Source organism: Niallia sp. MER 6 (assembly GCF_023714395.1).
In the GTDB taxonomy this organism is placed as follows: domain Bacteria; phylum Bacillota; class Bacilli; order Bacillales; family Cytobacillaceae; genus Niallia.
This window is the reverse complement of the sequence record NZ_JAMAUK010000006.1, coordinates 160813-175929: the sequence shown is the minus strand read 5'-3', so window position 1 is coordinate 175929 and position 15117 is coordinate 160813. Positions and strand designations below refer to the sequence as shown.

Sequence of the window (15117 nt, the reverse complement as noted above, 5' to 3'; positions counted from 1 at the left end):
TGGATTCTGTTTCAACTTGTGAATCCACCATCATCCTTGTAAGAAAGAAGGGAGTAGATAAAATGACCATGGTTCAAACAGATGCTCCTAATATTATTTTAAAGGGGTTATCAAAAACATTTTCTGAAACTCAAGAACAAGGAAGCTATGTATTAGAAAATGTTGATTTAACGATAAACCGCGGAGAATTTTATATTTTACTAGGTCCAAGCGGCTGCGGAAAATCAACTTTATTAAATATTCTTGCTGGATTTATTGAGAAGTCAAGCGGTGAGTTGACGATTCAAAGCCAATCAGCACCTCAGGAAGAAAATCGAGGCTTTGTATTTCAATCAGCTGATTCAGCCCTTTTTCCATGGCTCACGGTAGAAGAAAATGTGGAATTTGGGTTGAAAATGAAGAAGGTTCCTGCTGCAGAAAGAAAAGAAATTGCCAATTATTATATTAAACTGGCTGGGTTAGCAGGGCATAATCAAAAGTTTCCTAAGGAAATATCCGGCGGAATGAAACAGCGTGTGCAATTGGCACGTGTTTTAGCAAATGATCCGCAAATACTCTTGATGGATGAACCATTTGGCGCCTTAGATGCAATGACAAGAAGAACGATGCAAAAGGAGCTTATTAGAATATGGACAGAAACAAATAAAACAGTGATATTTGTTACCCATGATATTCAGGAGGCTCTAATGCTAGGGCAGCGGATTGGAATAATGTCAGTTGGACCTTCTTCTAAAATAATTCAATCCTATCAAATCGACATGTCATATCCACGAGAAATAACTAGTCCTGATTTTAATGAGTATTATAAAGTAGTTCAGTCGCATTTTGACTAGGGAGGATTAAGAATGAAAACGACCATTCAGCAGGAAATAAATATAAAGCCAACAGTGAAGAAACTGCCTGTAAAAGCCTACTGGAGAAAGATTTTAAAAACAGGGATAATCACCTGGATAGGGCTGCTGCTCATCTGGACAATTGCTGCATATTTCTCTGATCCGCAATTTTTACCAAGTCCGCTTGCTACATTGCGCGGCGCTATCGAACTTGGTAGTGATGGGTCCTTATTCATTTATATGGCATACAGTTTAGTCCGGGTCCTGATAGGCTGGCTTCTCGGAAATATTGTTGCGATTCCACTGGGATTATTTATCGGCAGCAATAAAACCGTTCGTGCTCTCGTTGAACCAGTGATAAATTTTGTCCGTTTTATCCCGCCGCTTGCATTTATTACATTATTTATGCTTTGGTTTGGGATTGGCGAGCAATCCAAAATATTCTTAATTATGTATGCTACATTTTTTGTTGTCACGATTAATACACTGACTGGAGTGCTTTCCATCTCTGAGGATAAAATACGTTCTGCTAAAAGCATGGGAGCAAGTGATCTGCAAGTATTGCGATATGTTGTCATTCCAGCAGCCATTCCCTTTATCTTTACAGGGGCAAAGCTTGCGATGGGTTCGTCCTTCATGGCAATCATTGGCGCCGAAATGGTTGCAGCCAATGAAGGGATAGGCTTTATGATCTGGAATGCACGATTATATTTTCAAACAGATTGGATTTTTGTTGGTCTAGTGGTCTTAGGATTGATGGGCTTTTCAATGGACCGGATATTTGCTTGGGCAGGCAGGAAGTTTTTGAAGAGATATAATATTGTTTCTTAAAGTATTTGTGACCTTACAATTTGTAAGGTCTTTTTGTATTTTTGTAAATTTTTATGAAACAAACAGGAGAACAAAGTCGTTATCTATAAGTAGGTTATAATTATCCTTTTATGGATAAAAATAACATTAGCGATTATTTTGAGGTGATACACTTGTTCTTTTCAAATCTCAAGCATGAGCAAAAATTAGTTGCAGGAGCTTTTATTTTACTAGCTCTGTATTTATCTCCCTTAATTGTGCTTGGGGAAAACGCCCATATTCGGGTCCATGATAATCTCGATTCAAATCTGGCATGGTATAAAGTGCTCGCAAATAGCGGTGAGCTCATCGGCACTTTAGATGCTGTTACACCGCAAATCATCAATGGGCTTCCACGCAATGCTTTCGGTTCGGAATTTACGCTGATTGTTTGGCTTTATAAATTCTTTCCAACAATGGTTGCTTATACACTTAGCCAAGCAATAACAAGGGTTGTTGCCTTTATCGGCATGTACTTGCTTTTAAAAAAGCATATTATAAAAAATCCTGAGTTTAGTTTTATTACAGTTAGGGCAGCTGTGGCCTTTGCGTTAACACCGTTTTGGCCGTCGGGCATGCTGAGTACATTAGGAATGCCGCTCGTACTATGGGCATTGTTAAATATCCGCAATGGGGAGCGGTCATGGAAAAACTATCTCACATTAACATTAGTGCCATTTTATGCGAGTATTGTTCTTGGCTTTTTCTTCTTTTTAGCAGCAATCGGTTTATTTTGGCTGTATGAGGCCATTAGGAAAAAAACTTTGAATATTCCCTTCCTGCTTGGGATTGCTTATATAAGCTTTGTGTTTTTAATCGTTGAATACCGGCTTGTATACTCCTTTTTATTCGAGCAGGAACCGACAAGCAGGGACGAGTACTTCCATGCAAGACTTACGTTTGCTCATTCGCTGAAACTGACCGTTAAAAACTTTGTCTTCGGACATAACCATGTCATGACCGTTCATGGGCTGTTTGTTTTGGCAGCCATCATTCTTTCTCTCCTCCTTATTGTTAAAAACAAAGAGTGGCGCAGTCAACGGCTGTTTATATGGCTGTTTGCTCTCAACTTTATTCTTTCAGCATGGTATGCTTTCTGGTTTTATCGAGGCTGGTTGCCATTAACAGAGAGATTTCAGTTTTTAGATACCTTTAATTTTGCCCGGTTTCATTTTTTACGGCCTTTAGTCATTTACGTAAGCTTTGCTCTCGGTTTGAAAATCCTAATAGAGAGCTCGCCGAAATGGAAAGGGACAGTTAAATTTCTGCTAATCGGTCAGATTTTGCTGTTGTTTGCTTTTAATGATGAAATTATTTATCATGATAAGCCGACTGTTAAAGAGTTTTATGCGGAAGATGTATTCGCAGATATTGAAGCACATATTGGTTTACCTAAAGAGGATTATCATGTCGCAAGCATTGGGCTGCATCCGGCTGTCTCCCAATATAACGGATTTTACACTATTGATACATATAATAATTTTTATTCGCTAGCCTATAAGCATAGTTTTCGGAAAATCATGGAGCCTGAGCTGGCAAAAAACAAAACAATTCGGACTTATTTTGATGAATGGGGCGGGCGCTGCTATATATTCACAGCTGAGCTGGGCAAACATTATATGTTTGAAAAAACATCTACTAAAAAAATTAAGAACTTAGAATTAAATATGGAACATTTTGCAGAAATGGGCGGACGCTATATTTTCTCTGCAGTGCCCATTGAGAATGCTGCTGAAAATCACCTGCAGCTTGACGGTCAATTTACATCGAACAATACAGTATGGAAAATATATTTGTACAAGGTAACAGATATAGAAGGCGTATAAATAGAAAAAGAGCCTTCCCAAATGAATGGGAAGGCTTCAAAAGGTAATGAAATATATTTTCGGTAAATCATGATTAGTTTTATATTACCCATGTACAAATAAAATAAACATTAAATATCTTACTAAATACTCCTTTTCAAATAATTCTGCCTGCTTTGGTAAATACTTTTTGGTAGTGAATCCAATAAGTATGAGGGGGGAAGGTATTTGAAGTGTCCACAATGTGTGTATACGAATCCAGATGGTGTGAAGTTCTGCATTAACTGTGGTGAAAAATTCATCAAGGACAATACGATGGGTGATGACAATAGCTTTTTTTACGAATTTGCCCATTATGTAGACATGGTACCGAAAAGAGAACGCTCTGTTAATCCTAAATTCCATAATATCTTTTCCCGCGTTTTTCATGATCATAGTGAATTGGAAGCAGAACGGCTGTTTATTGTAGGAACGGCACTGACAACACCAAAGATTACGGAAGTGACAGATACATGGCCTAAACCGTGGCTGTTTGCAAGGGTATTTATAATCGCTCTTCTTACATTCGCAGGTTTTTACATAGGTGTCAGCTATTTTAAAAATGCTAACTTTATCCCCGGATTGATTTTAACAGGGTCTTTTGCTGTTCCATTCACGACATTGATTTTCTTTTGGGAGATGAATGCTCCCCAAAATATTGCCTTTTATAGAATTATGTACATTGTTTTGTTAGGCGGAATTCTTTCGATGCTTGTTGCATTATTATTTTTTGATATATTGCGGAATACGTCTAATGCAATAACAACTGGAATTGTCGAAGAACTTGCCAAAACGATCACAGTTATTTCATTTGTCCGTTACCGAAAATACCGGTTTATTCTTAATGGACTGCTTATTGGTGCTGCTGTCGGTGTTGGATTTGCAGCATTTGAAACAGCAGGATATGCGTTAAGAGCTTTGCTTTCCGGCGGAGGATCGCATTTGTACTATACGATTTTATGGAGAGGGATTCTTGCTCCAGGCGGACATGTTGCTTGGTCTGCACTGGCAGGAGCTGCCTTTTGCAGGGTGCAGGGAGACGAGCCATTTAAACTGAGCATGCTCATGCGCTTCCGGTTTTTACGATTATTTATCTTAGTTGTGCTATTGCATGCTTTTTGGGATTTTGACGCTCCTTGGATGTTTCCTTATGGACAGCTCTCCCTGATGGCAGCATCATGGGTCGCAGTATTTTTGTTAATACGTGCAGGCTTAAAAGAGATAGGAACAATGAAATTAAAGATCTAAGAAGCAGCGCGCTGCTTCTTAGTTTTATTAAGCAAATAATTTTACGCACTCATATATATTAATAAATTATTAAACAAAGCAATTAGGAATTATTAAAAATTCATTTTACGGAACTTTGTTTATTCTGTTTCGTATAGTTACTATACAACTTACAATTCTAATCCTTTTACAAAACGATAAGGGTGAGGTGTTTTTGGCTTGCAGACAAAAAAAGAAAAGGTACCGACTTCAAAAGGAATAATAGAATATTCTATTTCTGGAAAAGGAGAGCCGAATATTATTTTAATGAACGGCGGCTCCGGCCCGATTGAAGGCTGGATGAAGATCATCAAGGAAATCTCTAAAATGTCTGCTGTCTTTGCTTATAACCGTCTAGGTGTGGGCGACAGTGAAAAACCCAAAGAAAATCAAGATGGAATTACAATAATTGAAACACTCAGGGAAGCTTTAGCGGTCCTCAACATAAAGCCGCCATACTTGCTTGTAGGACATTCCCTCGGCGGTTTATATGCCAATTTATATGCACGGCTCTATCCTGATGAAGTTTACGGAGTTGTCTTTCTAGAGGCCAGCCATCCGAATGATATGCTGCTGGATGAACATTATGGAAAGATTGTTAAATCAGTTAATAAAATGCTGTCAAGGTTTGATACTTTGTCAGCACATAAAAAATTCGATGAAGTTCATTTTGTAAAAAAGACAATACAGCAGATTAACGAGCATCCCTCATTTCCTGAAATCCCGTTATATGTCATAACAGGGGGAAAGGCAAACAGACTTATCCCAAAGGAAGCACTAAAAAGAAGACAAGAAAATCAACTGGAATTGTTGACATTAGCGAAAACCAGCAAACAAATAATAGCCAAAAACAGCGGTCATTTTCCGCAATTGACAGACCACAAGATTGTGATAGCTACCATTTTGGAAGCTGTACAGAATTATAAGGACAAACTGGAATAAATATTACATTGTGCTGATTAGCCATTTTTGCTACTATTATTTCATAGCTAATGATTTTGAAAATTAAAAGCGATTTCAATAGAATAATAGGCAGGTGCACACATGCAAAAAATCATATTTATGGATATTGACGGAACATTGGTTAATGATCATGGCATCATTCCAGATTCAGCAAAACAGGCAGTCAGGCAAGCAAGGGAAAACGGCCATTTAGTGTTTATTTGTACGGGCCGGTCTAAAGCAGAACTGTTTCCGGAAATACTAGAAGTCGGCTTCGACGGCATTATTGGGGCAGCCGGCGGATATATTGAAATAGACGAAGAAGTATTGCTGCATGAAAGAGTTAGTACAGAGGATGTAGAGCATCTTGTAGCCTATTTCGATGAGCATGGAATTGATTATTATTTAGAGTCAAATGGCGGCTTATTTGCAAGTAAAAACTGCAAAGCTCATATACGGAAGATTATTGATAACTTCTTAATGGAAAATCCACATGCAAGAGAAGAAGTGGAGAAAGGATTGCAGCCATTTCATGACTGCCTGATAGAAGGAGAAAATCCAATTAGAGATGATATAAATAAAATATCATTTTTAGGTTCGGATGTGCCTATATCAGAGATCAGCAGAGAATTTGAATCTAAGTTTACGGTCATTTCAAGTACAGTCCCAATCTTTGGTGAAAACAGCGGGGAATTATCGGTTCCTGGCATTCATAAAGCTACGGCAATTGAGATACTCATAAATCATTTGAAGATTGACAAACAAAACACATTTGCATATGGCGATGGCCTAAATGATTTAGAAATGCTTGAATACGTTCAATACGGTATCGCAATGGGTAATGCTAAAGAACCAGTGAAACTTGCAGCCGATGATATAACAGATACTCATGATGAACATGGTATTTATAACAGTTTTAAGAAATACGGATTGCTATAAAGAGAACATGGAGCAAAGCATTGCTTTGCTCCTTAGTTCTTTTTAAAATGATTAGACAGGCTTCCGTAAAGTAGCTGAGATCCATACAACAAAAAGGTTTTTATTAAGAAAACAACAGATAATTGAAATTTAGTTAATCTGACTAAGCTTACATAACCAACTTTTTTGAACAAATCCATCCCTATATATGTAAACAGGGAATCTATTATAAGATTCACTAAAAAATAAAGCTTAAACTTTCCAAATGTGTATTTTAAAATCCAGATGGAGCCAATGAAAAATGGTCCAAATATTAAAGGTAACTCTGCTAATACATTTGGTCTTACATTATAAGGAAACCACCACCATTTTCTTTTTTCAGCAAATCTCCCTTCAAGTACAAGGTATGTACTCATCGTAAGCGCTGCTAATGCATATTTCTTAAAAATGTTTTTTCCCATTAGCGGGAGGGACATCCATGGTAAAACGGCCATTAAAACAACAATCCATCTGTTTTTCTTCATAGTATCAATCCTTAACATAATGTCTTCTTAATTTTAGCTGTTTTCTTTTTCTTATTCAGAAAAAAGCAATAAATGTCAAAAAAACGGCTGGTGATTTTGCTATTCTATCTATAGGGAGGTAAGAGATGTACAGTCAAATGATACGGCAATCAGTCGAGTTTATTGAAACGAACATCCATGAACCACTATCTTTAAGTATTCTTGCTAAAGAAGCAGGATTTTCAAAATATCACTTTCATCGCATTTTTCAAAAGGAAATTGGCGTCTCCGTTTCTGAATATATTCGATACCGGAGGCTTGCCAACGCTGCCCATATGCTTCTTTACACAGATGAAAAAATAATTGATATTGCCTTTTACTATCACTTTGAGTCACAAGAATCCTTTACACGCTCCTTTAAAAAATATTATCAAATACCGCCAGGACAATATCGGAAACTCATGAGCAAGCTTACACTACAAAGGGAGGAAATAACCATGAAAGATAGTCAATTATTAAAAGGCTGGAATTTAAGCGGATCAAACCCTTTTCATTATGAAATGGCGATCGACAGGAAAAATGTTCACAAAGGCAAAGCGTCAGGCTGTTTGAAAGCAATTCAGCCTTCTGCCTCACAAGATTTTGCAACCATGATGCAGCAGTTTAAAGCAGATAAATATCTTAACAAAAGATTAAAGCTGACTGGTTTTATTAAAACGAAGGATGTTGATATATCCTGTGGTCTATGGATGCGAATCGATGATAGGCTTGGCGATGTTTTACAGTTTGATAATATGAGCAATCGACCGATTACTGGCGACACGGAATGGAATCACTACTCCATCGTACTAGATATTCCAAAAAACAGTGCAGTAATTGCCTTTGGTGTTTTACTTTCAGGGAATGGCAGTGTTTGGGTAGATGGAATTAGATTTGAAGAGGTAGATGAACATACTCCTACTACAAACATGGATTTTACAGAAGAACTGTTAGATGAGCCTGTAAACTTATCCTTTGAGGAATGGATCGAACACTAATGATAAAATGATGTAAGGAGAGAGGGTGTACACATATGAACAAAGAAGATAAGTTAAGTGCTGAGAAACTGCTGAAATATTTATGTATTGGCGCAACAGTAGAAGGGATTAGCTTTTACGGTCCAAAGCTCCTTCTCACAGAAAGTGAAACGAATTCGAAACGATTGGGTGATGGCCAGATTTATATTACAATTGAAAGCGAGTTTGCCATCCTCCAATCTAAGGCTGACACACTTCCTGTCCTTGATGACTTGCCAAAACGAAACGCCAAAGATGCATGTAAAATCCTTTGTGAACTTAGCTTGATGAAAATAGCAGATGTTTCCTTACATGATGAAATTCCTCATTTGCTGCTGACATTTGAGACTGGAGAGGTTTTGTTCATATGTGGTCATGATAATATGTATGAGTCTTGGCAAGCAGGTTTTTTTGGAGACAGTGATGGTGAGTATTGGGAAATTGTTGCATGCCCTGGTGATGAACTGGCGATATGGGGCCCTGACGATATAGTATAAATAATGGAAGCCGTACAGGCTTCTTTTTTATTTTATTTTGTTATACTTGAAAAGCGCTTCAATAGGAAATTTATATTATAATAGGGTAGAAAGACTAGTAAATATTTTGATTATACATAAGAGAGGAAAGAGGGGAAATCTTTGGCATTTCTGGCAGAATTAGACGCAACTACGAAAGAAGATTTGCAATCATTCGTTGGAGCGAAATATGAAAGCAGTTATAAAAAAAGATGGTATGGCATGTCTGACCGCCGTTCCAAATTATCGTGGAATTGGGCATGCTTCTTTTTTGGTCCATTTTGGATGTCCTATCGCAAAATGTATAGGCTTTCATACGGGTATTTGGCAGCTTATTTTATTTTAGAGCTTATTGTTAATATAATTGGTGACGAGCTATCGGCAATTGGACTCGTTGATATGATTATTTGGTTAGGATTAACGGTTTTTGTTAACTATTTTTACTTAGAAAAAGCAAAAAAAGCAGTAGCAGCCCAAAAAAACGTAAGCACAGAGAAACACAAAAAGGAATTATCCCAACTAGGAGGGACAAGCGTTGCCGCAGTATTCGTGTATGTGCTTGCTACCATAATTTTAGGGTCAGTAGTTCAAATTCTGATTTAATGATAGAAGCTTGCAGCTGCAGGCTTCTATTTTTATTTTCACAAATGAACGTATACAGACAGGTTTCATCTTTCGCCGAAAAAATACAAAAATATACAACATTTTCAAAAACTATACGTTTATTAGCGATAAATTCACACTGTATTTACAATCTATCATTAAACTAACGTTGAAAGTAAAAATACAGAGAGAGAAGTGAATGAATTTGTCAAATAAAGGCGTAAAAAAGGATAATAAGAAAAATCAAAAGTCGAAAATACCGATTCTATTATTAACAACACTATTAACTACACAAGGTGCCTATTCCGCTTCTGCAGCAACTGATCATTCTGCAATTGAACCAAAACCGGGAGCTTACGGATACTATGTAGACGTATATGGCAGTAATGAAAGTTCAAACATGACCCCTGAGACAAACTCCTCTATTGGTGTCCTCTCGAAGTTTTTAGACATTTGGCAGCCGGGAGATTCATGGCATAACGGAACAGTGTTAAATGAGAGTGTACATAAACATAATATCGATACTTCTATCTCCATTACAAAAAACCGCACAGAAGCGGAAGCAAAAGATGCTTACTTAAGTGATCGCCGCAATCAAAACTATAGTGTAATCACAGGTCTTGGGCCTTATGCAGATAATTTTAAAGCAGGGTCTAACGCTGGAACAACGATTCCAGATGAAATTCCTCAAGATGCGACAAGTGTGAAATATGAAGACGGCGGAAACAGCAACGGCAATTGGGCAGATACTGATTCCAGTCTTGGAAGTATGGTAAACCTGATTAATACAATCCGCTGGACAGGAGCTTCTACCTCTTCAGCAAAAGCTTACTATAGCTATAAACGCCCGTTCCGTTGGAGTGAAGATGTAAGCATACTGCCGACACTTGTTCCCGCTAAAAAGGACGACCCATCTAGTGATGGCGGTTTTCCAAGCGGACATACAAATGCAGCATATTTAGCATCATACGGACTTGCTTATGCAGTGCCAGAACGCTTTGAAGAAATGATGACAAGAGCATCAGAGCTTGGCAACAGCCGAATCGTAGCTGGAATGCATTCACCATTGGATGTAATCGGCGGCCGAGTGATGTCAACAGCTGTCGCAGCTGCAGCACTGAATGATCCTGCGAACAAAAGTGTAAAAGACGCAGCATACAAACAAGCACATGAAGTGCTACTAACACAAGAAGGCACTTCATATGATGCTTACAGTGATTACGAAACAAATAAACAAAACTATACAAAGCGTCTTACTTACGGATTCCAACAAATTGGCGACACAACAAAACCAATGGTAGTGCCAAAGGGTGCTGAAGTATTGCTGGAAACTCGCTTCCCATATTTAGATGACATGCAACGCCGCTGGGTGCTGTATACAACAGGCTTGCCATCTGGTTACCCTGTTTTAGACGACAGTGAAGGCTGGGGCCGTTTGAATCTTTTTGCAGCAGCAGGAGGATTTGATGCATTTGAAACAGATGTTAATGTAACGATGGACAGCTCTCTTGGCGGCTTCAATGCTGCTGACAGCTGGAAAAATGATATCTCTGGAACAGGCAGTCTAACGAAGGATGGAACAGGAGCCTTAACATTAACAGGCAACAATACATATACCGGTGGAACAGTATTGGAAGAAGGTTCCCTTATCGCAAACTCAAGCACAGCTTTTGGTGCTGGTGAAGTTGTTAATAACGGCGGTACAATGAATGAAAATATAACTGGCAGTATCACAATCGGAGAAGGCTTTACCCAAACAGATGGTGGTACACTTGAATTAAACATCGGCAGCAAGGAAGAAGTTTTGAAAATTGACGGAGAAGCAGCGTTTGGCGGTACATTGAAGCTAAACTTTACTGATGGCTATGTACCTGCAGCAGATGCAGATATTATCAGCTACAGCACTTTAGCGAGTGACAGCAAATTTGCTTCTGTAGAAATAACAGGACTTCCTGAAAACTATCAAATCGTTTATGGGGAAAATGCACTTCAAGTTTCAGCTGAAAAAGAAGAACCAGAAGAAGACAACACTCCTGAAGTTCCTTCTAATCCAGATGAAACAGTTGATAACGACGAAGAAAATAACAGTAATAACCCAGCACCAGTAGATTCAGACAATAATAACGAAGAAAATACAGAGGATAACAATGATAATATAAATAAGGAGGACAAGGAAGAAGCAGCACCTGTTACTGGCAGCAGCAACGAAAATGTGAACAATTCGGGCAAAACAGCAGACACAAATTCTGTGAAAAACCCGCAAACAGGGGATAATACGAATATTTTCCTATATGTAGGCACATTATTAGCATCAGCAGTAGCAGCTTCCATTGTATTCTGGAAGCGAAAAATGAAACGAGCAAACCAATAATTAATTACAACACTGCTCCCCTAAAGAATTAGCTTTATGGGAGCATCTTTCATTTAAAGCAGTAAAGGTGGAGTGAATTTGACGATCATTGAGCAAAAAAAATCCAATTGGCTGCAGCAAATCGTGCTTATTCTTTCAATCGGTGTCTTTCTTTTTAGCCTATTTAAGATTGGTCATATTGTGTACGGCTATGTGAAAAATGATAAGATAATGGCAGAAATTCAAGAAGTGTATCACAAAGACACAAGCACGACAAGTAAGGCAGCAGATCCACTTGAAAGCATGACAGAAATCAATGAAGATATTATCGGGTGGCTGACGATAGATGATACAAAAATAGATTATCCGATTTTACAAAGCACGGATAATGAATACTATTTGAATCGGAATTATAAAAAAGAAGAGTCAAAAGCAGGAAGTATTTTTATGGATTATCGAAACAAGCAAGGCGCAGACAATCTTCATACCATCATCTATGGTCATGAAATGAAAAATGGGTCAATGTTTGGCGAGTTAGAGAAATTATTAGATGAAGACTTTTTTTCCAAGCACCATACCTTCCAGTATAAAACGAAGGCCGGAAACTACGAAGTCGAAATTTTCTCTGTTTATGCAACAACCACCGAATTCGATTATTTAAAAACAGAGTTTTCTACAGATGAACAATACAAGGATTTCCTGCAAACTATTTCAGTAAAATCTGCGTTTCCAACAAACGTAGAATTAAATGAACAAGACCAGATTATCACATTATCAACATGCAGCAATCTGTCAGACCCGAATGAAGGCAGATTTGTTGTTCATGGGAAAATAACAGAGATACAATAGCTTTTTTAAAACAGGGAAATAAGGTGATGAAAATAGAGGAAATTCGATTAGATATGTGTAGCACATACCCTATTAGCACGAAATGGTTTAATGGGCAAATAACAAGAGATAGTGCTTTGCTGCTAATAGAAACACCTCAGGAGGAAATAGATTTTTCCCTTTCTAATCAAGATTGTACGATAACATTAATAAAAGACGGAAACGTAAGAAAAATAGAATTAAAAATATACCGATTTCTCCGACAGATGCAGATATTTTTTCGGACGGCTCCCTTTTACTTGTCTAAGGCAGATGCAGCACAGACGGAGCAAAAATGGAACCAAACGCCCAAATATATAATCTGGAAGGACAATTAATGGATACATTCCTTCTCGGTGACGGTATTAGTCAAGTGCAGATAGACGAAACTGACACCATTTGGGTAAGTTATTTTGATGAAGGTATCTTTGGAGCAATTGACGATCTCGAGCCAATGGGCGCAGACGGACTTGCCGCCTATTCAAAAAGCGGACAGAAATTATGGGGAGCAAAAGAATATGAAATGGCAGATTGCTATGCCATGAATATCGTCAGCTCTAAAGAAGTTAACTTTTACTACTATGATCAATATAAGCTCGTTCAGCTCAAAGACTTTATGGAAACGGCATGCTATGTAGTAGAGGGGGATGATACATTTCAGCAATTCCTATTTGACCAACAAGACTTGCTTGTAGAAATTGATTGTGATACGTTGATGCTCTATAACATTAGCAATCAAACGATTATTCCGGCTGGTAACGTAACTTTTGTTGATGACAAGTGTAAACGTATCAGCGGACATGTTTTAATGCGTGGTAAACTGCTTTATGTTTTTTGCAAAGATAGGTTATATAAGAAGGAATTTTTATAAAGAGAGGTCCTTTAAGAAAAGGCTCAACTATCACGTTGAGCCTTTTAACTAGTTTTGATATTTATAATAATCCTGAGAGTGGTAGCTTCTAAAACCACATGATTGATAGAGTTTAAGCGCATGGGCGTTTTTCGCTTCTACTTCGAGAAAGATGGGTAAACCTTTTTGACTTTCCATCTTTATTATCCTTGATAAAGCCTTTCTGCCGATACCTTTGCCTTGAAGCTCAGGAAATATCGCTAACCCATAAATCCAAGCTTCTCCGTTTGATTCCGCTACCCTCATTTTTCCTGCTGTTGTTCCATTTACTTCAATGATATAGTGCTGCTCTGTGTTACTTTCCTTCAAATGGTTATTATATTCACGGGCTTCTTTTTCTTCCAATCCGAATGCCAGAATATCAAGCTGTACCTCTGCTTCCAAATCTGCTGGAGAATCAGATGGCCTCAGAACTACTCCAGCATCTAATGATAACTCCGTATTTTGCCACATCATTTGGTATTCTGACATAAAAAAGGAACAGGATTGGTTTCTTAAGAAATCTTTGGCTGATTGAGATTCTGAAGGAGCATTTAATAAGATGGTATGAACATTGCGGCGCTTTAAGTCTTTCATACACTCTGTTAATAGTCTAGAAAATATCCCCTTCCGTCGATAACTCGGATGAACCATGCCGCAAATTTCAACTTTATTACCAAAACCATAACTGCCAAGAAATCCGACCAGCTTGTCTTTTTCGTAATGAAAATAGTCTTCCTTTGTGTTACCAGATCTGTTCTCAAGCATATCAAAATTTAGCTTGAGCTGACATGTATCAATACTTTCGCAAATTTCTTGGAGAGCCTTAATAGCCTTTAACTCTTCATTAGTTAACATATTTCTAACACCTTTCACCTGAAAGTTGCCCTAATTTCCAGGAATTTATTTACATATATATTATCATAAAGAGTAAATCAAGGATGCTATATTTGTTTTCGTGTAAAATAATAAAAAAGGCTAGTAAGGAGATTACTTTATGAAAATAAAAACAACGTCCACATGGGATCAGGAGCTTTGGGAGGATGCCGGGCCACTTTATGCAGAGGCATTTGGTGAAAAGGGAGCAAAGCCAATTAAAATCATTCAAAATATGCTCACCAAAGGGATTGCCGAGCTTTATATCGGTTATAACGAATCGAAGGCAATTGCCATGGCGCTCGTTGGTAAGCTTAATCAAGAGCAGATCATGATTATTGATTATTTGGCCGTATCAGAAAAAGAACGTAATCAAGGGATTGGCAGACAATTTGTTGAGTATTTAAAGCAAAAGGCTGGGGCAGATGGAATTAAGACCTTCATTATTGAGGCGGAGTCAGCAGAAACAGCAGATAATCGAAAAAGAATAAAATTTTGGCAATCATGCGGCTTTCTTACTACTGATTATATTCACACGTACATTTGGGTACCGGAAAAATACAAGGCACTGTATATACCACTTGCTGGCATGCAACAGATAACTGGAGAAGAATTATTTACATATATTAATAAATTTCACAGATTGTCTTTTCTTGAAAAGAAAAATGATGGGGCTGATTAAATTCAGTCCTATTTTTTATTCCTATATAGGAATCTGTTCTTATTTTTCGCTGTTTTCATCGAGTATCCTTCTGTGAAACCGATATATACATTGTTCATCTTTAATAAGCTTACTGGAGAAAATTA

Annotated in this window: 16 protein-coding genes; 14 read left to right on the top strand and 2 right to left on the bottom strand. The window is 37.8% G+C overall.

Going from position 1 to position 15117, the window contains the following annotated elements:
• The first annotated feature begins 62 nt into the window (after positions 1–62).
• The 6 genes from M3600_RS10825 (at position 63) to M3600_RS10800 (ending at position 6673) form a co-directional block, all read left to right on the top strand.
• Positions 63–833, top strand: a complete 771-nt coding sequence (locus M3600_RS10825; protein ID WP_396953804.1) for an ABC transporter ATP-binding protein — start codon at positions 63–65, stop codon at positions 831–833.
• A 12-nt stretch (positions 834–845) separates the two neighbouring features.
• On the top strand, positions 846–1664 hold the full coding sequence (locus tag M3600_RS10820; protein ID WP_233315316.1) for an ABC transporter permease: 819 nt from the start codon (positions 846–848) through the stop codon (positions 1662–1664).
• Between the two features lie 152 nt (positions 1665–1816).
• The gene (locus M3600_RS10815; RefSeq protein ID WP_251645914.1) at positions 1817–3508 is read left to right on the top strand and encodes a DUF6044 family protein; all 1692 of its coding nucleotides are present in this window, start codon (positions 1817–1819) and stop codon (positions 3506–3508) included.
• A 207-nt stretch (positions 3509–3715) separates the two neighbouring features.
• Positions 3716–4774, top strand: coding sequence for a PrsW family glutamic-type intramembrane protease (locus M3600_RS10810; RefSeq protein WP_251645912.1), 1059 nt, complete (start codon positions 3716–3718; stop codon positions 4772–4774).
• 198 nt (positions 4775–4972) lie between these two features.
• The gene (locus M3600_RS10805) at positions 4973–5734 is read left to right on the top strand and encodes an alpha/beta fold hydrolase (protein WP_251645910.1); all 762 of its coding nucleotides are present in this window, start codon (positions 4973–4975) and stop codon (positions 5732–5734) included.
• Between the two features lie 102 nt (positions 5735–5836).
• Positions 5837–6673 (top strand): Cof-type HAD-IIB family hydrolase, encoded by an 837-nt coding sequence (locus tag M3600_RS10800; RefSeq protein WP_251645908.1) that lies wholly within the window; start codon positions 5837–5839, stop codon positions 6671–6673.
• Positions 6674–6705: 32 nt separating this feature from the next.
• On the opposite strand, the gene M3600_RS10795 is transcribed toward M3600_RS10800, so the two are convergent.
• A complete protein-coding gene (locus M3600_RS10795) occupies positions 6706–7113 on the bottom strand; it encodes a hypothetical protein (protein ID WP_251645906.1) in 408 nt (135 codons plus the stop codon).
• Positions 7114–7301: 188 nt separating this feature from the next.
• Here M3600_RS10795 and M3600_RS10790 point away from each other — a divergent pair, with 188 nt between their 5' ends.
• From M3600_RS10790 to M3600_RS10750, 7 genes are all read left to right on the top strand, one after another.
• Positions 7302–8192, top strand: a complete 891-nt coding sequence (locus tag M3600_RS10790) for a helix-turn-helix transcriptional regulator (RefSeq protein WP_251645904.1) — start codon at positions 7302–7304, stop codon at positions 8190–8192.
• Positions 8193–8227: 35 nt separating this feature from the next.
• Positions 8228–8707, top strand: coding sequence for a hypothetical protein (locus tag M3600_RS10785; RefSeq protein ID WP_251645902.1), 480 nt, complete (start codon positions 8228–8230; stop codon positions 8705–8707).
• Positions 8708–8848: 141 nt separating this feature from the next.
• Entirely contained in the window at positions 8849–9328 is a 480-nt protein-coding gene (locus M3600_RS10780; protein WP_251645900.1) for a DUF2628 domain-containing protein, read from the top strand.
• Positions 9329–9527: 199 nt separating this feature from the next.
• Entirely contained in the window at positions 9528–11699 is a 2172-nt protein-coding gene (locus tag M3600_RS28920; protein WP_285854773.1) for a phosphatase PAP2 family protein, read from the top strand.
• Between the two features lie 78 nt (positions 11700–11777).
• Positions 11778–12527, top strand: a complete 750-nt coding sequence (gene srtB / locus M3600_RS10760) for a class B sortase (protein ID WP_251645898.1) — start codon at positions 11778–11780, stop codon at positions 12525–12527.
• A gap of 26 nt (positions 12528–12553) precedes the next feature.
• Positions 12554–12883, top strand: a complete 330-nt coding sequence (locus tag M3600_RS10755) for a hypothetical protein (RefSeq protein ID WP_251645891.1) — start codon at positions 12554–12556, stop codon at positions 12881–12883.
• A complete protein-coding gene (locus M3600_RS10750) occupies positions 12883–13416 on the top strand; it encodes a hypothetical protein (protein WP_251645890.1) in 534 nt (177 codons plus the stop codon). The genes M3600_RS10755 and M3600_RS10750 overlap by 1 nt, the downstream gene beginning before the upstream one ends.
• Before the next feature lie 48 nt (positions 13417–13464).
• On the opposite strand, the gene M3600_RS10745 is transcribed toward M3600_RS10750, so the two are convergent.
• Positions 13465–14292, bottom strand: a complete 828-nt coding sequence (locus M3600_RS10745; protein ID WP_251645889.1) for a GNAT family N-acetyltransferase — start codon at positions 14290–14292, stop codon at positions 13465–13467.
• 139 nt (positions 14293–14431) lie between these two features.
• Here M3600_RS10745 and M3600_RS10740 point away from each other — a divergent pair, with 139 nt between their 5' ends.
• The gene (locus M3600_RS10740; protein WP_251645888.1) at positions 14432–14992 is read left to right on the top strand and encodes a GNAT family N-acetyltransferase; all 561 of its coding nucleotides are present in this window, start codon (positions 14432–14434) and stop codon (positions 14990–14992) included.
• Positions 14993–15117: the final 125 nt, after the last annotated feature.